At 69.8% G+C, this 24,159-nt stretch carries 25 protein-coding genes; 7 read left to right on the top strand and 18 right to left on the bottom strand.

The window, feature by feature from the left end:
* Nucleotides 1-62 precede the first annotated feature (62 nt).
* The 7 genes from RIE08_07140 to RIE08_07110 form a co-directional block, all read right to left on the bottom strand.
* Nucleotides 63-749: a hypothetical protein gene (locus tag RIE08_07140; GenBank protein ID MEQ8717371.1), complete on the bottom strand. Its 687-nt coding sequence runs from the start codon at nt 747-749 to the stop codon at nt 63-65.
* Nucleotides 750-1,229: 480 nt separating this feature from the next.
* A complete protein-coding gene (locus RIE08_07135; protein ID MEQ8717370.1) occupies nt 1,230-1,469 on the bottom strand; it encodes a hypothetical protein in 240 nt (79 codons plus the stop codon).
* Entirely contained in the window at nt 1,466-1,810 is a 345-nt protein-coding gene (locus tag RIE08_07130; GenBank protein ID MEQ8717369.1) for a DUF3024 domain-containing protein, read from the bottom strand. The genes RIE08_07135 and RIE08_07130 overlap by 4 nt, the downstream gene beginning before the upstream one ends.
* Nucleotides 1,810-2,916, bottom strand: a complete 1,107-nt coding sequence (locus RIE08_07125; GenBank protein ID MEQ8717368.1) for an SEC-C metal-binding domain-containing protein — start codon at nt 2,914-2,916, stop codon at nt 1,810-1,812. Before RIE08_07125 ends, RIE08_07130 begins: the two co-directional genes overlap by 1 nt.
* Nucleotides 2,917-2,925: 9 nt before the next feature.
* Complete coding sequence (locus RIE08_07120; protein ID MEQ8717367.1) at nt 2,926-3,507, bottom strand: plasmid pRiA4b ORF-3 family protein; 582 nt, start codon at nt 3,505-3,507, stop codon at nt 2,926-2,928.
* Nucleotides 3,508-3,635: 128 nt separating this feature from the next.
* Nucleotides 3,636-4,490: a universal stress protein gene (locus tag RIE08_07115; GenBank protein ID MEQ8717366.1), complete on the bottom strand. Its 855-nt coding sequence runs from the start codon at nt 4,488-4,490 to the stop codon at nt 3,636-3,638.
* Complete coding sequence (locus RIE08_07110; protein ID MEQ8717365.1) at nt 4,487-5,245, bottom strand: universal stress protein; 759 nt, start codon at nt 5,243-5,245, stop codon at nt 4,487-4,489. The genes RIE08_07115 and RIE08_07110 overlap by 4 nt, the downstream gene beginning before the upstream one ends.
* A 35-nt stretch (nt 5,246-5,280) precedes the next feature.
* On the opposite strand from RIE08_07110, the gene RIE08_07105 reads away from it, so the two are divergent.
* Entirely contained in the window at nt 5,281-5,940 is a 660-nt protein-coding gene (locus RIE08_07105) for a response regulator transcription factor (GenBank protein MEQ8717364.1), read from the top strand.
* A gap of 14 nt (nt 5,941-5,954) precedes the next feature.
* Here RIE08_07105 and RIE08_07100 read toward each other — a convergent pair whose 3' ends face one another.
* The 3 genes from RIE08_07100 to RIE08_07090 are packed head-to-tail and all read right to left on the bottom strand — an operon-like array spanning nt 5,955 to nt 8,345.
* Nucleotides 5,955-6,986 carry a PAS domain-containing sensor histidine kinase gene (locus RIE08_07100; GenBank protein MEQ8717363.1) on the bottom strand — a complete coding sequence of 344 codons (1,032 nt, stop codon included), beginning with the start codon at nt 6,984-6,986 and terminating at the stop codon, nt 5,955-5,957.
* A 22-nt stretch (nt 6,987-7,008) separates the two neighbouring features.
* Nucleotides 7,009-7,503, bottom strand: a complete 495-nt coding sequence (locus RIE08_07095) for a hypothetical protein (protein ID MEQ8717362.1) — start codon at nt 7,501-7,503, stop codon at nt 7,009-7,011.
* Nucleotides 7,504-7,526: 23 nt separating this feature from the next.
* Nucleotides 7,527-8,345: a universal stress protein gene (locus tag RIE08_07090; GenBank protein ID MEQ8717361.1), complete on the bottom strand. Its 819-nt coding sequence runs from the start codon at nt 8,343-8,345 to the stop codon at nt 7,527-7,529.
* Between the two features lie 223 nt (nt 8,346-8,568).
* Between RIE08_07090 and RIE08_07085 the strand changes: the two genes are divergently transcribed.
* The 3 genes from RIE08_07085 to RIE08_07075 are packed head-to-tail and all read left to right on the top strand — an operon-like array spanning nt 8,569 to nt 10,574.
* The gene (locus RIE08_07085) at nt 8,569-8,895 is read left to right on the top strand and encodes a hypothetical protein (protein ID MEQ8717360.1); all 327 of its coding nucleotides are present in this window, start codon (nt 8,569-8,571) and stop codon (nt 8,893-8,895) included.
* 9 nt (nt 8,896-8,904) lie between these two features.
* Nucleotides 8,905-9,792 carry a universal stress protein gene (locus RIE08_07080; GenBank protein MEQ8717359.1) on the top strand — a complete coding sequence of 296 codons (888 nt, stop codon included), beginning with the start codon at nt 8,905-8,907 and terminating at the stop codon, nt 9,790-9,792.
* A 44-nt stretch (nt 9,793-9,836) separates the two neighbouring features.
* On the top strand, nt 9,837-10,574 hold the full coding sequence (locus tag RIE08_07075; protein ID MEQ8717358.1) for an SDR family oxidoreductase: 738 nt from the start codon (nt 9,837-9,839) through the stop codon (nt 10,572-10,574).
* 3 nt (nt 10,575-10,577) lie between these two features.
* On the opposite strand, the gene RIE08_07070 is transcribed toward RIE08_07075, so the two are convergent.
* Nucleotides 10,578-12,863 (bottom strand): xanthine dehydrogenase family protein molybdopterin-binding subunit, encoded by a 2,286-nt coding sequence (locus RIE08_07070; protein MEQ8717357.1) that lies wholly within the window; start codon nt 12,861-12,863, stop codon nt 10,578-10,580.
* 62 nt (nt 12,864-12,925) lie between these two features.
* Between RIE08_07070 and RIE08_07065 the strand changes: the two genes are divergently transcribed.
* The gene (locus RIE08_07065) at nt 12,926-13,348 is read left to right on the top strand and encodes an MFS transporter (protein ID MEQ8717356.1); all 423 of its coding nucleotides are present in this window, start codon (nt 12,926-12,928) and stop codon (nt 13,346-13,348) included.
* The gene (locus RIE08_07060) at nt 13,345-14,127 is read left to right on the top strand and encodes an MFS transporter (protein ID MEQ8717355.1); all 783 of its coding nucleotides are present in this window, start codon (nt 13,345-13,347) and stop codon (nt 14,125-14,127) included. The genes RIE08_07065 and RIE08_07060 overlap by 4 nt, the downstream gene beginning before the upstream one ends.
* On the opposite strand, the gene RIE08_07055 is transcribed toward RIE08_07060, so the two are convergent.
* The 5 genes from RIE08_07055 to RIE08_07035 all read right to left on the bottom strand — a co-directional run bounded on the left by RIE08_07055 (nt 14,096) and on the right by RIE08_07035 (nt 21,216).
* A complete protein-coding gene (locus RIE08_07055; protein MEQ8717354.1) occupies nt 14,096-15,493 on the bottom strand; it encodes an aldehyde dehydrogenase family protein in 1,398 nt (465 codons plus the stop codon). The two genes, RIE08_07060 and RIE08_07055, sit on opposite strands and share 32 nt — an antisense overlap.
* Before the next feature lie 37 nt (nt 15,494-15,530).
* Nucleotides 15,531-16,454 (bottom strand): hypothetical protein, encoded by a 924-nt coding sequence (locus RIE08_07050; GenBank protein ID MEQ8717353.1) that lies wholly within the window; start codon nt 16,452-16,454, stop codon nt 15,531-15,533.
* Nucleotides 16,455-16,462: 8 nt separating this feature from the next.
* On the bottom strand, nt 16,463-19,018 hold the full coding sequence (locus RIE08_07045) for a DUF3516 domain-containing protein (GenBank protein MEQ8717352.1): 2,556 nt from the start codon (nt 19,016-19,018) through the stop codon (nt 16,463-16,465).
* 66 nt (nt 19,019-19,084) lie between these two features.
* Nucleotides 19,085-19,714 carry a sterol desaturase family protein gene (locus RIE08_07040; protein MEQ8717351.1) on the bottom strand — a complete coding sequence of 210 codons (630 nt, stop codon included), beginning with the start codon at nt 19,712-19,714 and terminating at the stop codon, nt 19,085-19,087.
* 50 nt (nt 19,715-19,764) lie between these two features.
* Nucleotides 19,765-21,216 (bottom strand): sensor histidine kinase, encoded by a 1,452-nt coding sequence (locus tag RIE08_07035; protein ID MEQ8717350.1) that lies wholly within the window; start codon nt 21,214-21,216, stop codon nt 19,765-19,767.
* A 109-nt stretch (nt 21,217-21,325) separates the two neighbouring features.
* Between RIE08_07035 and RIE08_07030 the strand changes: the two genes are divergently transcribed.
* Complete coding sequence (locus RIE08_07030) at nt 21,326-22,339, top strand: FKBP-type peptidyl-prolyl cis-trans isomerase (protein ID MEQ8717349.1); 1,014 nt, start codon at nt 21,326-21,328, stop codon at nt 22,337-22,339.
* 22 nt (nt 22,340-22,361) lie between these two features.
* Here the strand turns inward: RIE08_07030 and RIE08_07025 are convergent, their stop codons facing one another.
* Nucleotides 22,362-22,787 (bottom strand): hypothetical protein, encoded by a 426-nt coding sequence (locus RIE08_07025; GenBank protein MEQ8717348.1) that lies wholly within the window; start codon nt 22,785-22,787, stop codon nt 22,362-22,364.
* 79 nt (nt 22,788-22,866) lie between these two features.
* Complete coding sequence (locus RIE08_07020; GenBank protein MEQ8717347.1) at nt 22,867-24,150, bottom strand: cation:proton antiporter; 1,284 nt, start codon at nt 24,148-24,150, stop codon at nt 22,867-22,869.
* Nucleotides 24,151-24,159 lie beyond the last annotated feature (9 nt).

Raw genomic sequence — 24,159 nt, 5'->3', positions numbered from 1 at the left:
GGTCCACGTTGCGGTTCGGGTCCTCGCCGGCGTCGGCTGATGGCTCGACCGGTCCGCTGCGGTTAGCCGGCGAGCGGCAGGAAATTCGGGCCGGACAGTGGCTCATAGCCTTGCGGCCACGGAGCTACGAGGCGGCAGAGCAGGCGCATGTGCGGAGCAGATGCGGGCGGGTTCACGTGCTCGACGCGTACGCGGACCGAGTCTGCGTCGTGGTCGAGAAGATCGTGGATCGTTTCGAGCAGATAGTCGGGTGCGTACCCAACAGAGCGACCAGTCCTGGAGTTCAGAAGCATCGCCCGCTCGTTGACGGGGTTTGACTCCTCGGGCACCAGCTCGAGCGCGTCACCATCTGCCAGTTCCTCTATGGCTTCTGAAGCTCCTTCGATGTGACGCACCCCGCGAGCGAAGAAGATCGCAGCGAGTTGCCCGTCATCACTTCGTACCGGCGCGGAGAAGACCTCGATGCGATCGGTCGCGCGGCGGCCTTCGCTGCGTGCCAAGACCTCGAAGGGGTCGGCCTCGGCGGTGAGGTCGAGCTGCTGAACGAATGCGTCGTAGTCGGGGCGCTCGCGTGGCATCTGCCGATTGGCGAAGACGGGAAAGAGCTGCCTGCTCTCGTACCGGCGGTGAAGGTCGACAAGGCCGGGCAGGGGCTCGAAGTGGTCCTGTTGCTCAGCGAGTTTTAGGTAGACGAACTCGAACGACTGCTCGTCATCGACGACCCGCTGGGTCAGCAGCCCGACCGGCATGATCGAACCTTCTGGGTGGCGCCACGCCACGTAGAGACGTCGTTCGAACTGCGAGGGCATGTTCACACGGTACGAAGCCGTGTGACAGCAGGCGCGCATGATTCCGTCTCATCAGCCGCTCGGCGAATGCTCGGGAGGGCTGGGACATGCGGGGTTCGGGAACCCTCTCGATCGCTGAGACGAGTCGTCCGATGTCCTGGCATCGCTCCAGCCATTGGTCACGGAGCGCTGGGCGAAGATCGCCGAGCGCCTCGATCGCGACCCGCGTAGGCGAAGGGTGGCCTTCGAATCGAGAGCGCGCCCGGTCGGCGTAGGCCTCAGGAGTCCGGTTCCGGTCGGCGGTGATCAGCCGTTCCTGGCGCTGATCACCGCCGAGTTGGAACCCGAGGCTCGACGCGTGGTCGAACGTGGGTGCCAGTCGACGATCGGGCCCGCTGGCGATCGCGGCCCAGTTCTCCTGGTGGCGGTCGGTGTTGCCGATCAGGGCATCGAGGACCAGGAATCCGACGAAGGTCTGCCATGCGCTGAGACCACCTGGGTGGTCCGGTGGGCTGATCCTCTCGAGCGCAACCGGTTGAAGGTGACGTCCTTCATCAGCCAGTAGGTCTCGGCGTCGGGATCGAAGAGCCATCGCTTCGGTTTCGTGCCCAGCATCTCCTCGTGGGCGCGCTGCCAACTGCTGACGTCGACTTCGTCGTACCGGTAGCGTTGCTCGGTCATCCCCAGAACAGTCCGCTGCGGTCGTTGGCTACGTAGTCGATCAGCTCGTCGAGGTGCGGGGTGGGGGCGACGAGGTCGTACTCGTGGAACTTGAGGTGGCGATCGCGCCAGTACAGCGACCATTGCTTGCGGACCTTGGTGTACCGGAACCGGCAGATCGGGAAACGGGTCCAGTCCGGCCCGAAGTCCTCGCGCCAGGGTGGGCGGCGTTCGAGCACGGTGATCGTGCGGTCGGCGACGTCGATCTCGTAGCGGATCGTGTCGTGAGCCCGCTCGGGGATCTCGGCGTTTCGGGCGTCGATCCAGCGTTGCACCCGGGCGAGGTCGAGGTCGGGGATCATCAGTCTTCCTCCGCCGGGGCCACGGGCCCGCAGCACTTCTTGTACTTGCGGCCCGAGCCGCACCAGCACAGGTCGTTGCGGGCCGGGGGCCAGGGGATCGCGCGGCCCGTGCGGGCAACGTCGGCCGCCAGGTGAGAGCGGCCCTCACCCGTGCCCGCGTTGGCGCCTTCGGTCTCGATCAGCTCGTCGACGCTCAGCGGCGAGATCGTCAGCACCCGCGCGGCTTCGTGACGAGCGAGCCATTTCATCCGCGCCTCGATTCGATGGCTGTACTCGTCGTGGGGCACGGGGAAGTCCTCGGTCAGGTGCGGCCACCGCTGCACCGCTGACTCCCACTCGTCAGCAGGGAACCACGCCAGCGACAGCGCTACCTTCGCCGACTCGCGAGGCCGCAACGGCCCGCCCGGTGTCCTTGCCGAAATTGGCGGCCGATCGGGATCGAACCCGCAGTGACCGCAGCGGCGCCTGCCCTGGTCGAGTCGTGACGGCGTGCCCGAGGAGCGATCTCTTCGGGGCGGGCGGACCCAGTCGCGCTCGAACGCCTCGACCCGAGCAACGAGCTCGGTGTCGTGGTTCTCCTCCAGACGGTCCCAGCAGGCGCGGGTCATGTCGAGGAGCTGGCCGATCACCTGATCGACATCGCCGGTCGCTATGGCGACGTCGATGCCGGCGCGCAACCAGCGCAGCGCCTCACGGTCATCGACGCGTCCGTAGGCCCACCCAGCCGAGTTGTAGAGCCAAACGTCGTCGGGGTCGCGCCGACGTAGCTCGGCGAACAGGGCGTCTGCTTCGTCGCGACGCCCGGCCTCGACCAGGCACTCCGCGATGTCGGCCTCGGGGTCGGGGCTTGACCGGTAGCCAGCGTCGATGGCCTCGCGCTTGGCCTGGATCGCCTCGTCGAAGCGCCCCAGTCGGCGCAATACCTGGTGGACCTCGTCGAGCACCTCGTGTTCGACGATCTGATGGTGGGCACAGGGATGCTCGAGTAGCGCCCAGTGCGCGTCGAGCTCCGCCTCGCTGTCGCCGGCGTTGCGAGCGGCATCGACCCGATCCGACAACTCCCGAGCCTGCTGGCCGGACTGCTCGAAGGTGATCCGAGGTGCCACGACCGCTTCCTACCGGACGCGACGGAGACGTTGCGTCGCCGCCGTCTGGTCGAACGCGTCAGGGTCGAATCCCACGCCGGCCCACTCCCGCAGCCACTCGTGCTCGGAGTGCTCGGGATCTGCCAGCGCATCGCGCAGGTCCTCGTAGCCGCCGACGCCCCCGCAGTCCTCCGGCGGGCACGCCCGCTCTCCAGCCGTGCACATCGGATAGCGGACATCGGGCGACGGTTCCTCGATCGCCTCCACGACCACGTCGTAGTGCCAGTTGTCACCGAAGTCGTACGCCCACCGCACCTGCGATCCCACCCGGGGTAGCAGCTGCTTCAGCGTGATGCGGCGCTCGTCGATCACGTCGTCATCATCCTCGTCGGACGAACCGATGCGCAGGTCGGCGATCTCGAACATGTGCAGGTGATACCCCTGCCATCCCATGACTGCTTCGAGCATGCGGTTGAACTTCGGCAGCTTCGTCTCCGACGGCACGACGAACCTCCGCCACACCACGGGCCCCACCCCCAACAGCTCGACCCGCAAGGCGCGAACACTCGGGCCCCAGAGGTAGCGGGGAGTCCCAATGGTCGTGTCAGTCACGTTGCCGCCCGGTCCTCCGGGGCGATGTAGTCGCCGAGGTCATCCGCCGTCATCGCCCGCAACTGTAGGACGTTGCCGCATTCGCAGGCCCGAAGTCCGGTCCAGCATCGTGGGCGCTGCGAAGGGCGTCAGGTCGTGTGGGCGATGGGCACGGTCGCGACCGGGCAGCGTGAACGCCCGACACACCAGCGTCCGTTCGAGCCGAGCAGGAACTCCGACATCGAGCCGTGGAACCGACGGCCGATGACCAGCAGGCTCGCGTTCTCGGCGGCGTCGACGAGGGTGTCGACCGGGTCCCCGACCGTGACCTCGGTCTCGATCGGAATCCCGAACGGTCGTGCGTGTTCGTCGACCTGCGCGACGACGTCGGCCTCGAGTCGCCTCCTCACGACCTCGAGGTCGAGGCCTGCATAGGCGACCGCGGCACGCAGGCGGTGGTGCTCGACCACCGAGACGACCCGGAGCTTCCCGCCGTGGGTGGCGGTCATCCTGGCCGCCCACACGAGGGTCGCGATGTTGTCGGGATCGCCGTCGATCCCCACCACGACCTCGGCCCAGCGTTCGAGCGGCGTGGTCACGGGGACGATCACGACCGGCGCCGGTATCCGGTGGAGCAGCTTGGAGGCAGTGGACCCCACGTAGCTCCGGGTCCAGCGATGCCAGCCGTGTTCACCGACGACCACGCCGTCCGCCCCGCGTTCCGTCACGACCTCGGCGAGGGCGTCGGCGGCCCGCTGATAGCGGATCTCGCCGGTCGCGCCCGGCACGAGGGGTAGCCAGTCCTGTTCCATCGCCCGTTCCGCCTGGTTGGCCCGTGCGTCGGGGTCGAGGTTCACGATCGCGCCGACGACATCGGAGACCGGGTGGACCGCGTGGACGAGGTGGACCCTCTCGGGGCCACCCACAGCCATCGCCGCCCACAACAGGGCGAACATGGACGCCTCGGAGCCGTCGACACCGACGACGGCGGAGTGGAAGTTCACGAAGGATCTCCTCTGTCGGGGGCTCTACCGTCGACCACGACCACAGGGCGTCGGGCGTCCCGAACGATCCGGGCGGTCGTGCTGCCCCCCAGAAGCCGGCGGATACCTCGTCGGCCCCTGGTCGCGATCACTATCACCGCGTCGTCGCCGGCATGGGCGAGAACCGCCTTCGGGACGTCGTCGCCGTCGAGCACGGTCACGTCGGCGGAGGTCGGCTCCGCACCACCGGTGGCGACGGTCACGGTCTCGACGGCAGCTTCCAGCAGCGTCGCCAACTCGGTAGCGACCGGCCGGGCCGCGGCCGCCGTCGGCGAACCGTCGTCGGTGAGGACGACACGGGTCACGACGAACGCGTCTGCGGTGACGCAGGAGGGGCCGATGAGAACAGTGGGCCGACCGGTCACCCGGACGACCTTTTCGGCCATCGACCCGAGGTAGCCGTCGAGGTGCAACGCGTTCGCCGATGTCGCCATGCAGACCACGGCGTCCCGACGCGCCGCGATCGCGTTCTCGGCGAACGGATCCGCGACGACCTCTATCCGTGCATCGTCACCCAGGGAGGCCACAGCTTCCGACGCGGCGATCTCGGCGCGGCGTCCGGCCACCTCGTGGGGGTCCTCCACGGCGCTCAACACGACGATGCGGCCCTCGAGGAGGCGCGCGAGTTGTGCTCCCGGGCCAACGGCAGCGGTCGCCCCGGCCGACTCGAGCGGGACCACGACCGGTGTGCCGGTGGGGAAGATGGGTGTGGTCATGCGCGAGAGTGCTCCGATCGGCGACAATGGTCGCCATGCCGATCCGGGTCTTCCTGCTGGACGACCACGAAGTGGTCCGTCGCGGCGTCGCTGAGATGCTCGAAGCCAACGACGACATCGTCGTCGTCGGTGAAGCCGCGACCGCGGCCGAGGCGCTCGGCGTGGTCGGGGACACCCAGCCCGACGTCGCGGTGATCGACGTGCGACTCGAGGACGGGAACGGGATCGAGGTGTGCCGCGACATCCACTCGGCGCACCCGGAGGTTGCCTGCCTCATCTTCACGTCGTTCTCGGACGACCAGTCGCTGGTGGACGCGAGCCTCGCCGGCGCGGCCGGCTTCGTGCTGAAACAGGTGCGGGGCAACGAGCTCGCCGACTCCATCCGCCGGGTCGCCGGCGGTGCCGTGCTGTTGGACAGGGCCACCGTCCGGCTCGCGCTCCAGCGCCTGCGCGAGTCCGGCAGCGGTCTGGTCGAGGAGTTGACCGATCAGGAACGCCGGATCTTCGAACTGATCGGCGAAGGTCTCTCCAACAGGGAGATCGGCGAAGAGATGTATCTCGCGGAGAAGACGGTGAAGAACTACGTCTCCAACCTCCTCGCGAAGCTCGGGATGCAGCGCCGTACCGAAGCGGCGGCGCTGGCCGCCCGCCTCGACGAACGGCGACGTGCCCGGCTCGGCACCGACGACGACTGAACCCGACGCGACCGTCACGCGTCGGTGCCCAGCGGCACGCTCCACCGCAGCACCGTCCCCTCGTCGGGAGAACAGCTGATCGAACTCTCGCCGCCGAGCAGCGCAGCGCGGCGCTCCATGTTCTCCAGGCCGCTGCGACGCGACGGGGGTGACGTGAAGCCGACCCCGTCGTCGCGGACCTCGACGCGTAGGCGGTGCGGTTCGACGACCACCGCGACGGTCGCCTCCGTGGCGGAGGCGTGACGGGCGACGTTGGCGAGGGCCTCGCGGATGGTGGGCACGACGTGGTCGGCGACCACCGACGGGAGACTCTCGAGAGGGCCTTCGATGCACACCTTGGGATCGAAGCCGAGACTGGCCTGGAGCAGGTCCGCGACGGAGTGGATCTCCCCGTGCAGCAGATGATCGTCGCCGGGGGCGTGCTGGAGACCGAAGATCGCCGACCGGATCTCGGTTATCACCCGGTCGATCGTGTCGATCGACCGGTCGATCCGTGCCGAGACCGGTCCGGCGGGAATCTCCGGAGCGACGGCCTCTAGCCCCATCCCGAGCGCGAAGAGCTCCTGGATCACCGTGTCGTGGAGTTCGCGGGCGATCCTGTCGTGATCCTCGGCGATCAGGCGTCGACGGTTCGCGAGAGAGGCGCGCTCCTCGGCCGCGAGCCAGTCGCTCACGTCTCGCACGGCGGCGATGGTCATGTCACCGTCGACGGTTGTGATCGGTGACAGCGAGATCTGTACCGGCACGACGGTGCCGTCGGCTCTCAGCGCGTCGAGACGTCGGCCCTGTCCCATGGGCCGGCGCGTCGGGTTGTCGTCGTAGCGCTCACGCTGGGAGATGTGGCGGCCACGGCGCTCGACCGGTACGAGTTCCTCCACGGACATGGCGACGAGTGTCTCGACAGAATGCTTGAACAGGTGCTCGCTGGCGAGGTTGGCGGCCCGGATGCGCCCGGTTTCGTCTACCAGCACCATCGCGTCGGGTGCGGCATCCCACAGCTGCGACGGCGGGAGCAGCGCGGCGGGGGACGGCACTGTGTCAGCCATGGTCCGATCGTAGGCGAACAGCTCACGCGGACATGGCTGTGACGGTGCCGGCAGAGGGGGTACCCCCACCGGCATCGAGGATTCCCGACAGCGACTGGAGGAATCGCCGCAGCACGGTCACGGTGATGCGACGAGCGATGTCGGCGTCGCCGGACAGGCGGGGAACCGGGTCAGCCAGTCGGTAGCGACCCAGCATGTCGAGATCCGTGAAGTGCGGGCCACAGCCCGAGAGCTGGAGGTCAGCGTCCACTGAAGCGACGAGTCGTCCACCCGTCGGGTTCCATTCGATGGGTATCACGACGGCGTTCTCGCGCAGGCGGGCCACCCCGACCTCCACGGCCACCCATCCCGGCGGGGTGATGTCAGGGCCGCGCGCCCCCGCCTCGATCCAGGTGGCGCGATCGGGACGGTAGGCCTGCTTGAGGATCTCAGCCAGTTGTGGCCGGACGGTCTCGCCGAACGTGGCGACCACCTGGTCGAGCGGTCTGTCGACCCGGATGAAGTCGTGGATGAACATGGTCCCTCGTTCTCGCGGCCCGGTCAGTCGCCGAGGTCGGGTGGCCGGATCGTTATCACCGGGCACGGTGCACGGTGCACGGTCGCCATGGTCACGCTGCCCAGGACGAGGCGACCGAGGCCGGACTTTCCGTGGGTGGCCATGGCGAGCAGTGCCGCCTTGGAGGCCAGAGCGTGCTCGACGATCGCGTGCTCGGCATGGCGGTTGTGGAGGACCTCGAAGTTCACGTCGCGGCCGAGCTCGCGACGGACGTCCGATGCGATCGACTGGACGTGGCCGCTCTCGCTACCGACGTCGGCGCCGCCGGTCGAGCGGAAGGCAGAGCCCGCATCCGGGTCGTGGACCTCGATGATCTCGACGTCGAGGCCGAACGCAACCGCCCACGCGGTGGCCACGGGAACAGCGGCCTCGGAGAAGTCGGATCCGTCGACCGTCGCGAGGATCGAACCCGACAGCGTGAACTCGGTGTTGCACGACGGTCCCACGAGGACGAGGGGGCCGTAGGTGCGCTGCAGCAGCCCTTCCGACGTCGAGCCGAGCGCGGCGCCGGTGTGGCTGTGGCCGACCGTCGAGATGCAGGCGAGCGTCCCCGGATTCTCGGCGATCATCTCACCCAGAACGTCCGCGACGGCTGCGTCGGTCGTGACCACCTCGGCTGTCACACCAGCGAGGCCTTCGACCTGCGCGTCGATCATCGCTGAGCGCTCGTCTTCGCCTCCCGGCGGCGCGATGCTCACCGCTTTCACGGGGGAACTCATCGCCGCCCCGAGCGCGACTGCGACGGGAAGGGACCGGGCCGACATTGCCGAACCGTCGAGGGGTACGAGTATCTCGCTGTACATCAGGTGTTTGCTCCAGGTCGAGGAGTCGGTGGCCCGTGTGGTCGCCCGTCGGTGCCCTGTCCGTCCCAGTCTCGCCCAGCATCGGGCCTCCGTGCTGGCGAAGTGAGGGCCGAAGGTCACGACCCGCCGGGGACCTTCGACCCTCCCGGACCGTGGTGGTGAACGTCCACGATGGATGAGAGGCGCCGGCCGTACTGGCGGCGAAGAGGAGGAGAGAGAGAAAATGGACAACCACGACATCATCGACGAGGCCACTCGCAGCCGCCTCCGGATCCGCTACAGCGCGAGAGGTGCGGCCATCGGTGTGGTGGTGGTCTTCGGACTTCTCATGGCCGCCACCCGGCTCGCAACCCCCGACTTCGGCATCGCCTTCGCTGTTGGCGTGTCGTCCTTCATGGCGCTGTGGGCCGGTTCGTCGTTCGGCGTGATCTTCGGCAACGCCGCCTACGAGGCGCGCTTCGGGCACAAGACCGATGCTGAGGACGTCGCCATCGACGACGCCGAGATCCACTCCATCACAACTTCCATCTCCCACGACCGGGCGGCATAGGCGGGTCCCATGATCACGCCGATCTCGTCCATCGTCGTCGGCGTCGACGGTTCACCCGCATCCCGTGAAGCGCTGCGCTGGTCCCTCAAGGCCGCGCAGCGCTTTCGCGTACCGGTGACGGCGGTCACCACGTGGTCGTACCCGTGGATCGCCGCTGCGCCGGCGCCGGTCGGGATGCCGGTGCCCCCGGCGGACTCGATGGAGGAGGCCGCCGGGGAGATCCAGGCGGCCATGATCGCCGAGTTCGATCCGGGTGACGTGACCGTGACCCCTTCGATCTCGTGTGGGGAGGCGGCCACCACGCTTCTGGCCGAGGCTGATGATGCGGGGCTGCTCGTGGTCGGCAGTCGCGGCCACGGTGCCTTCCGGGGGGCGCTGCTCGGATCGGTGAGTAGCCGCTGCGTCTCCCATGCGGAGGTGCCGGTGCTCATCGTTCCCGGCGACGCCCGCGGCCGGGAGGGCCCGGCGCGGATCGTCGTCGGTGTCGACGGTTCCCAGGACGCAGCCCGCGCTCTCATGTGGGCGCTCGCCTGGGCCCGGCCCGGTGTCGACACGGTCGAGGCGGTCCACGTCATGAACTTCCCGGACGCCGTCGACGTCGCCGACGCGGTCGACCGCGCCGACCGCGAGGCCGAGATCGCCCGAGGGCGACTGACCGACACGATGGCGCCGGCCGAGGCCTTCGCCGACGAGACCGGTGTCGACTTCACCATGCACTTCGTCCCGGGCGACCCCCGCGACGTCCTCCACGATCGTGGCTTCGCCGCTGACCTGCTCGTCGTCGGTGGCCGGGGTCGCGGACCGATAGCGTCGATGCTGCTCGGCTCGGTCGCCAGCTACCTGGTGCACCATCTCGACGGACCGCTGGTGGTCGTTCCCGGCGCCCGCCGGGACTGACCGTCACGGACTGGAAGAGGCAGCCTCGAATAGGGTCCTCACCCATGTCGGGACGTCGTGTCGTGGTGACCGGGGGTGCGAAGGGGATCGGGCTCGCCGTTCTCGAGCGTTTCGTGGCCGAGGGCGACACCGTCGTCGCACTGGGGCGTGACGTAGATGCGCTCGCCGCGGTCGCGGACCGTGCCGAGACCGCTGTCTGTGACGTCACGGACCCCGGGACCGTCGCCGCGGTGTTCGCCGGTCTCGGCCGGATCGACGTTCTCGTGAACAACGCCGGTGCTGCGAGTTCGGCGCCGATCAGCCGCCTGACGGTCGAGGAGATGGAGCGCCTGTGGCGCATCAACACGATCGGCGTGATGTTGTGCACGCAGGCCGTGCTTCCTGCCATGCGTGAGCACGGAGAGGGCCGGATCGTCACCGTCGCGTCGTACGCGGCGCGCGTCGGAGCGCCCTACATCGCCGCGTACGTCTCGTCGAAGCACGCGGCGCTGGGCTTCATGCGGTCCGTGGCCGCCGAGTTGCGCGGTACCGGGGTGACGGCCAACACGGTGTGCCCCGCCTACGTCGAGACCGAGATGGCCGAGCAGGCGATCACGACCATCAGAGACAAGACCGGCGTGGACCGCGCCGCAGCGATCGATGCCCTCGTGGGGTTCTCCGGACTCGGTCGCCTGATCCGACCCGACGAGGTCGCCGAGGCCGTGGCCTACTTCGCCGGCGAGCGCTCGGGAGCGGTCAACGGGCAGTCACTGGTCATCGACGGCGGCGGGCTCCAGTTCTGAGACTCAGCTGCCGGCGGCGCGGATGGCCTCGAAGACCCTGCGTGGCGTCGTCGGCATGTCCACGTGGCGCACACCGAGGTGCGCGAGTGCATCCACCACGGCGTTCTGCACCGCCGGCGTGGCGCCGACCGTCCCGGATTCACCGATGCCCTTGGCCCCGAGCGGGTTGAGCGGGGTGGGCGTCTCCTGGACGATCCGGTCGAAGTCCGGGAGCTCGGCGGCCGAGATCACCGTGTAGTCGGTGAAGGTCGACGTCAGCAGGTTCCCGTCGGCGTCGTAGACGACCTCCTCGAGAAGTGCCTGCGCGATGCCCGCGGCGAGCCCGCCGTGGATCTGACCGGCAGCGAGCAGCGGGTTGATCAGCGTGCCTGCGTCGTCCACGGCGACGAAGCGGACCAACTCGACCGCGCCGGTCTCGGTGTCCACCTCGACGACCGCGACGTGTGACCCGAAGGGGAACGTCGATCCGTGCTGGACGAAGTCACTGGTGGCGGCCAGCGGTTCCGGGGTCTCGGCGGCTACGTCCGACCAGCCGACCGAGCGGGCGGGCGTGCCCTGGACGTGGAACCGGCCGGTGGAGCTGTCGAGAACGATGTCGTCGACAGCTGCCTCCAGGAGTTCCGCCGCGACCTCCCGGGCGAGCTCGGCGAGCTTCTCCGCGGCATCGGCCATCGAGGACCCGGCCACCTGCACCGAGCGTGAACCGCCGGTGATGCCCGAGCTCGGGACGGCGTCGGTGTCGCCGTGCACGAGGGTGATCGCCGGGATCGCCACGCCGGTGCGGTCGGCGATGAGCATCGCCCACGTCGTCGCATGGCCCTGGCCGTAGGGTGTCGCCCCGGTGCGGGCCAGGATCGACCCGTCGTCGCAGAGTTCCACGGACGCGAACTCCGTGTGCTCGGCGCCCGGTGCGGTCACCTCGACGTAGGACGACAGACCGATGCCGAGGGCCCGGGTGTCCCCGGACCCCCGGCGGGCGCGCTGTTGCACCCGGAGGTCGTCGTATCCGACAGCGTCCAGGGCGGTCTCGAGCGCGCTGTGGTACGCGCCGTTGTCGTAGGTGAACCCGCCGGGCGTCGTGTACGGGAAGACATCTGCGGCCAGGAGGTTCCGGCGCCGGACATCGGCGGGGTCGAGCCCGGCCTGAGCGGCGAAGGCGTCGACGGCGCGCTCGATTGCCGCCGCGGCCTCGGGACGCCCGGCCCCGCGGAACGCCTGCACAGGCGCCGTGTTGGTGACGACCGACGTCGCCGACGTCTCGACCTCGGTGATGCCGTAGGTCCCCGTGGCCATCATGAGGGTCAGGCCGTGCAGGAAGGGGGCGATCTTCGGGTAGGCGCCGGCGTCGCCGAGAACCTCGAGACGCAGGTGGGTGAGATCGCCGTCGCTGGTCCCGCCGAGGGTGATGGTCTGCACCTGGCCGCGGCCGTGGCCGAGAGACAGGAGGCTCTCGTTGCGGGTCTCGGACCAGCGGACAGGGCGGTCCACCCGGCGGGCGAGGAAGCCGAGCAGCGCCTCTTCGGGCCCCGGGCGGGCCTTCGCTCCGAAGGCCCCACCGACGTCGGGGATGATCATCCTGACCTGGTCGGTCTCGAGACTCAGTGCCTCGCAGATGACGTTGCGGGCCGGGTCCGCACCCTGGGTGCTCGACCAGCACACGAGGCGTCCGTCCTCACCCCAGGCTGCCGCGGCGACCCGAGGTTCGATCGGTGCCGCGTAGATCCGCTGGTTGACGATCTCCACGGTCGTGACCACGTCGCACCCACCGAAGTCCACGGTCGAGGTGGCATCGACGCGGCGGCAGACATTGGTTCCCGCCTCCTCGAAGAGGACGACGTCGTCGGCGAGCGCGTCACGGGGGTCGACCACGGCGGGGAGCGGTTCGTAGTCGACGATGACGAGTTCTGCGGCGTCGGCAGCGAGGTACCGGTCGGTCGCGACCACCGCGGCGATCGGTTCACCGACGTAGCGCACCCGGCCCCGGGCGAGCAGCGCCTGGGCGAAGTGGGCGTCGCCCACGAGTGGCGCGAGAGCGTGGCCGTCGAGGTCGTCACCGGTCACGACGGCGAGGACGCCCGGGGCGCCGATGGCCTCGCTGACGTCCACGTCGAGGAGTTCGGCGTGGGCGGTCGTGGCCCGCACGAAGTGGACGTGGGCGGCACCCGGCAGGTCGATGTCGTCGACGTAGACACCTCCGGACCGCAACATGCGGGGGTCTTCGACGCGACGCACCTCGTGGCCGAGGATGCTCCCACCGCTCGTGGGGGACGGCTCGCTGGTCAGGCTCATCTCGTCGACACTACCGACCGCTGTACGGGGCCATCGCCCCCAGGGACCGGCAGACTGGCGGGGTGACGCAGACGGCACCCGGCGACGCCGCGATGTGGACCCGGCGTTTCGTGTTGCTGTTCGTCGCAGGTGTCTTCTACTTCACCGCCATCGGGACCGTTCTGCCCGTCCTGCCGACGTTCATCGCCGATGACCTCGGCGGCGGCGACCTCGCGATCGGCATCGCTCTCGGTGCGATGGGATGGACCGCGGCGGTCCTGCGGCCCTTCGTGGGGTCGCTGGGTGACGCCCGGGGCCGCCGGGTCCTCTCGGTCGGTGGCTCGGTGATCGTCGCGGTGTCGATCGCCGGCAACCTCGTCGCGACGAGCGTCCCGGTGGTGATCGCGTTCCGTCTCCTGACCGGGGTCGGTGAGGCGGCGGTGTTCGTCGGTCTCGCCGCCGCCATCCAGGACATCGCGCCTCCGCGCCGTCGCTCTACTCGGTGACCATCTACGGCGGACTCGCCGCCGGTCCGCTCATCGGTGAGTGGCTCGATGAGACCTTCTCGACCGACACCGTGTGGACCGTCGGGGGCATCCTCGCGATCGCCGCCGCGCTCTTCTCGCTCGCTGCTCCCGGCGGCGAGTCGGGCACGGGTGGGAGCATCTGGCCGACGCGCCTGTACCACCCTGCGGCGTACAGGCCCGGCCTCATCGTCTTCGTCGCGCTGTTCGGCTGGGCCGGATTCCTCGCGTTCGTGTCTGTGTGGGCGGAGGAGGTCGGGGTCGGCAGGGCCGGCACCGTTTTCGCCCTGTTCGCCGGGATCGTGCTCGTCCTGAGGATCTTCGCGGCGAGGGTTCCTGATGCGCTCGGAGCGGTCCGCACGACGAGGTTCGCTCTGCTCTTCACCACCCTGGGGCTCGGTGTCATCGGCGCGTGGCAGTCGGTGTCGGGGATCTACGTCGGCACCGCGCTGCTGGGCCTCGGTCAGACTTTCCTGTTTCCGGCCCTGTTCGTTCTCGTGATCGACACGGCTCCGGACGCGGAGCGCAGCCAGGCCGTCGCGTCGTTCTCGATCTCCTTCGATCTCGCAGTCGCTGCCGGCGGAGCGGCGGCGGGCGCGATCGTCGCCGTCACGGGTGCGACATCGTCGGCCTTCCTGCTGGGCGCGGGGCTCAACGCAGTCGCCCTCGCATTCGGGCCGCGTTCTCTGCGACGACTGGCCGAGGAGGCCGACGAAACCGTCGGTGACCTCAGAGGATCCGGCGCAGCACCCGTGAGGTGACCCGTCCGTACGGCGGGTAGGCGAATCCCGGATCGGGTCTGGCCGGCTTGGAGAGGACGCCCCTCGGGTTCGTGAACGTCTCGAAGCCGAAGCGGCCGTGATAGCGGCCGAAGCCGCTGCCACCGACACCACCGAAGCCGAGGTCCGGGATCGCCGCGTGGACGAGCGTGTGGTTCACGCAGACACCTCCCGACGCCGTCCCGTCGATCACCGTCCGGGCCGTTTCGTCGTCGGCGAAGACATAGAGGGCGAGGGGGTGGGGGCGTGACCGGACCTCCGCGATGGCGGCCTGCGTGTCGTCCACGGTGACGACCGGCAGGATCGGGCCGAAGATCTCCTCGCTCATCAACGCGGAGCCGGGATCCGGGTCGACGAACACGGTCGGCTCCACGTAGCGGTCGGCGGCCGACACGGCCCCACCGTGGACGATCTCGCCCGATTCCGGTGCCGCCAGCAGGCCTGTCAGACGGGCCAGGTGGTCCTTGTTGACGATGCGGGCGTAGTCCGGGCTCTCGGCTGCGTTCCTGCCGTAGAAGCGCCGGATGGACCCCACGATCCCGTCGACCAGTTCGTCCCGTAGTGAGCGGTCCACGATGACGTGGTCGGGCGCGACGCAGGTCTGGCCGGCGTTGAGGAACTTCCCCCAGGTGATCCGGCGGGCCGCGACGGCGAGGTCCGCACCCCGGGTCACGACGGCGGGGCTCTTGCCTCCGAGCTCGAGGGTGACCGGCGTGAGCCGTTCCGCCGCCGCTGCCATCACCATGCGGCCCACGCGGGGACTACCGGTGAAGAAGATGTGGTCCAGGTCGGCGGCCACGACCTCGGCCGCCACGTCCGCATCTCCCTGGATGGTCACGACGGCGTCGGTGTCGAGGTGGCGTGAGAACAGCTCGCTGAGAGCGACGGCGGTCGCCGGCGCGAACTCCGACGGCTTCACGAGCACCGTGTTGCCACCGGCGATCGCCGCGGCGAGGGGTTCGACCACGAGCTGCACCGGGTAGTTCCACGGTGCGATCACGGCCACGACGCCGAGCGGGTCACGGTGCAGGTGGGCCCGTCCCGGTCGCAGGACGGCTGGGACGTCCACCTTCTCGGGCTTCACCCACGACGGGAGATGCTCGAGCGTGTGGGCGACGGTCCTGCGGGTGAACGCGACATCGGTCACCCACCCCTCGAGGGTCGGCTTGCCCAGGTCCGCGGCGAGGGCGTCGGCCAGGCGGTCGGCTTCGTTGTCGAGGAGGTCCCGCAGGGCGGTCAGTTGTGCGAGGCGCCACTCCAGCGGGCGGGTCCGACCGGAATCGAAGGTGTGTCGTAGCCGGGCGACGGCCCCGGCGGCGCTCTGGGTCCCCGGGGCAGCCTCGTTCATGGCCAGAGGCTACGCACAGTGGCGACCCGTGCGCGGTTCAGAGGTGGCGGATCGTCGCCGGGGCGAGCTTGGGGCCCCGGCGCGGAGGTCGGGGAGCGCCCATCTTGAGCAGATTCTGAACCCGGGCCCGCTGACCCCGGTAGGGCTCGAGGAGTTCGAGCATCCGCTCGTCGTCGGCGGTGCGCTCGTGGGCGAACGCCCACGCGACGAGCGCAGGGAGGTTGTAGTCGCCGACGATGACGGCGTCGGGGTCGCCGTGCGCGAGCTGGGTCACCCACGACGAGGTCCAAGGGCCGATGCCCGGCACGGTCTCGAGGTGACGACGGGCCTCGGCGGCGGGAAGCTCAGCGCACCTCTCGAGGCGGTGGGCACGGCGGGCGCACGAGATGATCACCCCCGCGCGCCGACGTTCGATGTCGAAGCGGTGCAGGTCGTGGTAGCCGAGTTCCGCCAGCCGGGCGGGCGTCGGCGGAAGCCGTAGTGCCTCGGGGCACGGCCCCGGCGGTCGGCGACCATGGGCCGCGACCAGCCCCTGCCAACTGCGCCGTGCCCCCACGGTGGTGACCACCTGGCCGATGATCGTGGGCACGAGGTGTTCCCAGATGGTTCCGGTGCGGGTCATCCGGTGATCGGCGAAGCGTCGGGTCAGGTCCGCAACGAGGTCGTCGAGGGGGACGAGGCCGGCCGGGTCGTCGTCGAGGCCGACCAGCCCCGGCACCGACACCATCGCCTCGGCGGCCCCCGGTCCCCATCCCTCGGCGACCAGTGAACGGCCGTCGGTCGTCGCGGAGAACCGCAGCGTGGCGGGACCGGCTGTCGTGTCCACGGCACGCCAGGTGGTGGCCCGGTCAGCGGACCCGACGACGGGGCCGAGCGGGCCCTTCCCGCCCACCCTGCGCAGCGTCGAGCGCACCGACACGCCGCCCGTGTCGAAGGTGTCGCGAACGTCGGGTGACGACATCGGCGTGGTCAGCGCAGTCGTCCTTCCACGCCGAGGTCACCGATGTCGCTGAGCAGGACCACGGCCCGCCCCTCCTCGCGTGACGCCTCGCGGTCGACCCGTCCGACGACCTTCCAGTCTTGCCAACGCTCGGGGTCTGCGATCGTCTGGCGCACGACATCGGGATCCCCGTCGACGCCGAACTCGAAGAGTTCGGGGCCCCGGGCGTCGCGGTCCAGGCCGATGCGGTCATGGACCGTCCAGTAGTCGGCGATCGCGTTCTCGATCTCCTCGGCGGTCCACCGCTCGCCGTCACCGGGAACCTCCGCGAGCGTCTCGTGTTCACGGCGGGCGAGGAGTTGCACCCAGCGGAAGACCTCGTTGCGGACCATGACGGCGAAGGCCCGGCGGTTCGCGGTCACATCCGGGCGGTCCCCTCCGAGATCGGGGGCGTCGGCGATCACCCCGGGAAGATCGTCGGCCCCGGCGGCGGCCGCGTCGTCGATGGCCGTGAGGCGTTCCCACTCGTCGAGGAGGCTCGAGTCCACCTGACGGACGACCTCCCCGAGCCACTCGGTCAGGTCCACGACGTCGTCGGTTCGTGCCGGTTCCGGGACGTTCTGGCGCAGCGCACGGAAGGCGTCGGAGAGGTAGCGCAGGACGACGCCTTCGGAGCGCTTCAGGCCGTAGTGGACAACGAAGTCCCTGAACGACCAGCCCGTCTCGTAGATCTCCCGGACGATCGACTTCGGCTTGACGCGCTCGTCGCCCACCCACGGGTGATGCGACCGGAACACCCCGAAGGCGGGCTGGAGGAAGTCGGCCAGCGGCTCCGGATGGCGCACCTCGGCGAGGCGCTCCATCCGCTCCTCGTACTCCACGCCACGCGCCTTGAGTTCCTGCAGGAGGGCGGTACGTCGCCGGTCGATCTGGGCGGCCAGGATCACGCCCGGGTTCTCGAGCACGGACTCGATGACCGACAGGACGTCGAGGGCGTAGTCGGGCTCGACGGGCTCGAGGGTCTCGATCGCCTCGACCGCGAACAGTGAGAGCGGCTGATGCAGGGCGAAGTCGTCCTGGAGGTCGATGGTCACCCGGACGCGTCGGCCCAGTTCGTCGGGCTCGTCCAACTCGGTGACCACACCCGCCTCACGCAGCGAGCGGTAGATGGAGATGGCCCGGCGCTTGTGGGTGCGCTGGAGCTTCGGGGGGTCGTGGTTCTCCTTCAGGATCCGACGCACCGCGGCGCAGCCGTCGCCTGGCCGGTCCAGCAGGTGCATGAGCATCTGGTGACTCACCGAGAAACTCGACGTCAGGGTCTCGGGTGCGCCGTCGACGAGCTTCGTGAACGTGTCCTCGTTCCAGGGCACGAAGCCACGCTCGGGTGGCCTGGACTTCACGAGCTTGCGCTTCTTCTTCGGGTCGTCCGCAGCCTTCTCCTCCGCCCGCTTGTTCTCGACCACGTGCGCCGGAGCCTGGGCCTCGACGTAGCCGACGTCGTCGAAACCGCGGCGGCCGGCCCGGCCGGCGATCTGGGCGAACTCCCGATTCGTGAGCAGGCGGGTGCCGGTCCCGTCGTACTTGCAGAGCTGGGTGAACAGAACGGTGCGGATGGGGACGTTGACGCCGACGCCCAGCGTGTCGGTGCCGCAGATCACCTTCAAGAGGCCCTGTTGGGCGAGCTTCTCCACGAGGAGCCGGTACTTGGGGAGCAGCCCGGCGTGGTGGACACCGACACCCAGGCCGACGAAGCGACGGAGGTCCTTGCCGATCGCGGAGTCGAAGCGGAATCCCCCGACGGCTTCGCGGACCTGCTCCTTCTCCTCGCGACTGATCGCATCGAGGGACGTGTAGGCCTGGGCCGCCTCGGTTGCCTCCCGCTGGCTGAAGTGGACGACGTAGATGGGTGCGCGGTCCTCGGCGAGGGCCTCGGCGATCGTCTCGTGGATCGGCGTCTCGCGATACTCGAAGGTCAGCGGGACCGGGCGGGTCGCCGAGCTCACGACGACGGTGGGTCGCCCGGTCAGGTCGGTCAGTCCCGTCTCGAAGCGCGTGGTGTCGCCGAGCGTCGCCGACATCAGCACGAACTGGCAGTGGGGCAGCTCGAGCAGGGGCACCTGCCACGCCCAGCCGCGCTGGGGGTCGGCGTAGAAGTGGAACTCGTCGGCGACGACCACGTCGACGTCGGCCCGCCGCCCGTCCCGCAGGGCCTGGTTGGCGAGGATCTCCGCGGTGCAGCAGATGATCGGGGCGTCGCCGTTGACCGCGGCGTCGCCGGTGACCATGCCGACGTTGTCGGATCCGAAGTCGCGACACAGGGAGAAGAACTTCTCGCTCACGAGCGCCTTGATCGGTGCGGTGTAGTACGAGCGACGACCCGTCGCGAGTGCGGCGAGGTGCGCCGCTGCCCCGACGAGCGACTTTCCGGAGCCCGTCGGGGTGTTCACGATCACGTTGTTGCCCGCCAGGATCTCGAGGATCGCCTCCTCCTGGGCCGGGTAGAGCTCGAGCCCCTGATCGGTGACGTGGTCGACGAAGGTCTCGAGGATCTCGTCGGGGCCGGCGTCGACCGGGGGGCGCAGCACGGTCGCGGAGGGTAGCGGGGAAGCCGACGGGCGGTCGGTGCCGCACGCCGGGCGTGGCGCGCGGCCTCAGTCGGTCAGGGGTGGGCGGTCGGCGTAGGCCCGCGCGAGATCGTCCTCGCGTTGGGCCTCGTCGAGGGCGCGCCGTCCAGTCAGGACGTACTCGCCGTGGTACCCCGCTCGGATCTCACCGTCCTCCACGAGCCAGTCCATCGCGAGGCGACGTGGTACCCGCACGGGCCCGTCGTCGTCGACTTCGGTGCCGGCGATCCGGTCCCACAGCGATGTGGTGACGCCCAGGTTCGAGCGGGGGGCACCGAAGTGGTGTCGGAAGTGCCGGGTCCGCAACCGCCGTCCCCACGTCGTGCGGGGGGCGCGGTGGTGGCTGAACCAGTGACTCAGTTCGTAGAAGGCGTAGCCGCCGAACCAGCCCGTCGACAGGCCGACGGCGGTGCTGCGGCTGACGATTCTCGTCGCCCCGGCGGCGGCGAGACCCGCCGCAGCGGCCATGGCCGCGTAGCCGCCGAGGCGCATCTGCCATGCGGTGGCCTCGGGCTGTCCGTGGTGGCGACGGTGCTCCCGGGCCATGGGGGTGCGGCCTGCGCCGGTGTGCATTCCGAACCGGTGCGAGAGGTACTCCGTCACCGACCAGATCGCGAAGCCTCCGGGTACTGCAGTGGTGGCGGCGACGGCGGACATGACATGAAGTATTCCAGAAGGGGAACGCGACACGACATCGCGGTGACCGCTCAGCGACGGGGCACGATCGCCACTGCCGTCGTGCCGTCGGGCGACGACGTCAGTTCGAGCGTTCCGCCGAGTTCGGTCTCGACGAGGGTGCGGACGATCGTCAGCCCGAGACCGTCGTCGCGGGTGCCGTCGGCGGTCGGGGGCAGGCCGACACCATTGTCGGCCACCTCGACGCGCAGGCCCGACTCCTCGGTTCCGAGCGTGATGGTGACCGAGCGGTCCACGGCGGCGTCCCCCGGTGACGGCGGGAACGCGTGATCCATCGCGTTCTGGAGCAGTTCGCTCACCACGACTGCGAGCGTCGTCGTCACGTCGGAGGGGAAGACCCCGGGTTCGCCTCCGATGGTGATCCGTACGGGACGCTCCGGTCCGATGAGGGCGTCCTGGACGACGCGTACGAGGGAGTGGACGACCTCGGCGAAGGGGACCTCGTCGCTGGGCTCGCGCGACAGCAGTTCGTGGACGACCGATATGGACCGGATCCGTCGCACGGACTCGGCGATGGCGGCCTTGGCCTCGGGTGCCTGTGCCCGCCGACTCTGGAGGCGCAGCAGCGACGAGATGGTCTGCAGGTTGTTCTTCACCCGGTGGTGGATCTCGGCGATCGTCGCGTCCTTGGTCATGATCAGCCGGTCTCGCCGCCGCAGCTCGGAGATGTCGCGGGCCAACAGGACCGCACCGGTCACGCGGTCCCCGGCGATCAGCGGCACGGCGCGCAGGACGAGCGTGTAGTCGTCGCGCAGGATCTCCTCGGTGTGGGGGAGGCGACTGTGCAGCGCCGTGCGGACGACGAGGTCATCGAGTCCGCCGGCGGAGATCCGGCGGGCGGTCGGGTCGCCGGCGATTCCCGCGCGGCGCAGAGCCGACAGCGCGTTGGGGGAGATGTACTCCACCACCGTGTCCACGTCGAGCAGGATCAGCCCGTCGCCGACGCGGGGCATGTGCTCGTGCTCGCGACCCTCAGCGGGGAACGGGTAGATGCCCTCGGCGACCATCGCCGCCAGGCGGCGGAAGACCGCGAAGTACGTCATCTCCAGTTCGCCGGGGATCCGCTGGCTGACCGGTGAGAACTCCCGCACGAGGACACCGATCACCTTTCCGCGGAACCGGATGGGTACGGCGAGCGTCCGCACCCATCGCCCGGTCGCGGCGAGGAACAGCCCGCCGTCGGTGACCTCACCCGTTTCGAACGCGTGGACGCTCAGCGGACGTTCCGAGCCTGGGAGGAACTCACCGACGAGGTCAGCGGGATGGATGGTCTGCGCGTTGATCGGACGTCGCTGGCCGGCGACGAGGAATCCCGTCGCTGCCTCGTCGCGCGGGACGAGGACGAGGATGTCGGCGAACGACACGTCGGCGAGCATGGCCGAGGACGCGACGAGGCGACGCAGGTGGGCGGCCTCGGGGGCGGGAAGCGCCGCGATCGGGTCGTTGGCGGCCTCGGTGGTCACGCGACGACGATATTGCCGGGGCTGGCGCGCGGGGTGCCGGGCGACGCCGCGAGCCTCCGGCGGAGTCGTAGGATCTTCAGGCCCGGACCCCCGATCGGAAGTCCTGTCGATGTCGCGCAAGCCTGTCCGTCTCCTCGCCGTCGTGCTCGCAGTGATGATGGTCGCCGCCGCCTGCGGCGGTGACGACGACGTCGCCGGGGCAGGAAGCGACGACGGCAGCGGCAGCGAGGGGACACCGTCCGGCGACGCTGCGACATCCGACGGTGCCGGCGACGACGGGGGGTCGCCGTCCGATCAGGGGGCGGCCTCCGACGACGGTTCGGACACAGGTGCCGGCGGGCAGGCGCCGATCAACGGAGGGAAGCCCGTCGTCGAGGTCCCCGCGGGGGATCCTCCGACCGAACTCGAGATCATCGACCTCATCGAGGGTGACGGCCCTGAGGTCGTCGACGGGTCGACTGTCGAAGTCCACTACGTCGGCATCTCCTGGAGCACGGGGGAGCAGTTCGACTCCTCGTGGGACAAGGGTTCGCCGTTCGAGGTCACGCTCGGTCAGGGTCGCGTCATCCCGGGTTGGGACCAGGGCCTGATCGGGATGCACGAGGGCGGACGTCGTGAGCTGCGGATCCCGCCCGACCTCGCCTATCGCAGCGACGGGGTCATAGACCCGTCCACGGGCGAGGTCGTGATCGGTCCGGACGAGACGCTGGTCTTCGTCGTCGACGTGGTCCAGTCGCTTTCGCCGCCGGACCCCTCGACGGAGCCGGAGGTGGACTTCCCCGACGGACCGGCCGACGAGCTCCTCGTCGAGGACGTGACGGTCGGCGAGGGTCCGCCTGCCCAGGTCGGTGACCGCGTCGTCGTCAACTTCGTGCTCGGTGTGGTCTCCACCCGCGAGACCGTCGCGTCGACGTGGGCGGTCGGCCAGCCGTTTCCCTTCGACCTCGGCGGTGGGGGTGAGATCGACACCATCGAGGGCCTCGATCTGGGCGTGGTCGGGATGCAGGTGGGAGGACTGCGGCGCATCGTCGTGCCGCCGTCGTTGGGCTTCGGTCAGGAGACCGGTCAGGTCTCGCCCGACGACACGCTGGTGTTCATGGTCGAACTCGTCGAGATCCGCTGATCCCGCGCGTCCCCCCGGGGCCTCAGGCTCCGAGACGCTGACGGGCGGACTTGGATCGCTCGAGCAGGTGAGCGGGCACCATCGACTTGAGAGCCGAGTCGCCGGAGTCGTCGTCGCCGCCGTCCCCGCCTGCGTCGCCGCCCCCGGACGGGGTGACCGCCCCTGCGGCGGCAGCATCGGCGGCCTCCTCGGCTTCGGCAGCGCGTCGGGCCTCTTCGGCCTGCCACCACGTGATGTGGCGCGGCCGGATCAGGTCGTGCCCGTCGACGGAGCCGAGGTCCACGCCGTTGTCGAAGAAGACCCAGTAGCGGATCCAGTCGATCCCGTTGATCAGCTTCACCTTGCCGGCGGTCCCCTTGGGGACCGAGGGCAGGTCGCGTGTCGCGAGAACTCGTTCGTTCTTGGTGAACGGCCTCAGCGGGTCGTCGTTACGGCGGAACAGGCCCATGTCAGCTCTCTGGGTGGGACGGGTCGGTGGGAACGTACCGTATCGATCGCGGTGGCGGCCACATCTCGCGGCAGTCGGTTCACAGGCCGCGCTCGGGGCGCGGCGCGAATCGGGCGCGGGCCACGGGCGTCTCCTCGCTCTCCATCATGTCGTCGCGCATGTCGGCGGGCGTCGCCATGTACCACTCGCCGTAGCGACGGGCCGCCCACGTCGCCGTCGCGCCGTGCGCGGCGATGCTGAACAGCACCGTCCAGGTCACGATCACGAAGACCTCGTCACCGGCGGCGAACCCGGCTTCCTCCAGAACGACGAGTCCGAGCACGATCGACGCGAGTCCCCTGGGTCCGAACCACCCGATGAAGGCGACCGTCGGAGCCTTCAGGCCGGAGCCGGCGAGGGCCACCGCCACCGGCAGCATGCGGGTGATGGTGAGCGCCCCGACCGCGCACGCGAGAACGGCGAACGTGACCTCGTCGAGCGCCGGCCCGACCAGCACGTTGCCGAACAGGACGAAGGTGACGAGCGCGAGGAGTTGACCGAGGTCTTCGCTGAACTCGGTGACGGTCTCGGCCTCGTCACCCATGACCGTGCGCAGCGCGAGACCCGCCGTGAATGCCGCTATGAAGCCGTTGCCGTCGATCTCGCCGGCGGTCGCGAAGGCGCCGATCGCAAGCGCAAGACCCGTGAGCTGCCCGTATACGCCGTCGACCCAGCCCGCCGCCCGCGCCCGCGCCAACAAGAAGCCGCCGATGAGCCCGAAGCCCGCTCCGACCAGCACGCCGTAGCCGATCTGCTCGGCCGTGAAGCGCACCCAGTAGCCCGCAGACTCGTTGGACGCCTCGGCCTGCGTGAGTACCAGGAAGATCGTGACCGCGGGCACGACGAGACCGTCGTTCAGGCCCGATTCGACGTTCAGCGACTGGCGGATGGTCGTGGGCACGTTCTCGTCGGTCACGACCGCCTGGCCGAGCGCCGCGTCGGTGGGGGCCAGGATGGCGGCGACGAGAGCCGCCGCCGCCCAGCCGAGATCCGGTGCAAGCAGGCCCACGAGGACGGTCGTGGCCCCGACCGTGAGGGGTAGGCCGATGCCGAGCAGGCGTGCCGGCAGGGCGAGGTTGCGGACGAGCGCGCGGCAGTCGACGCGCGCCGCGTCGACGAACAGGAGCACTGCGAGCGTCGCCTCGCCCGCGAGCAGGACCGACGAGTCATCGGCGTCGAATGCGACGACGTCAGCCACATCGGGTCCGATGAGCAGGCCGAAGGCGACGAAGACCATGGGACCGGTGAGCGGCCACCGGTCGACGCGGCGTGATACCAGACCCCACACGACGACGAAGCCCGCGAGCACGGCGATGTCGGTCACCGGCGCGGC

The organism is Acidimicrobiales bacterium, from assembly GCA_040219085.1.
In the GTDB taxonomy this organism is placed as follows: Bacteria; Actinomycetota; Acidimicrobiia; order Acidimicrobiales; family JAVJTC01; genus JAVJTC01.
This window is presented reverse-complemented; position numbering and strand designations above follow the sequence as displayed.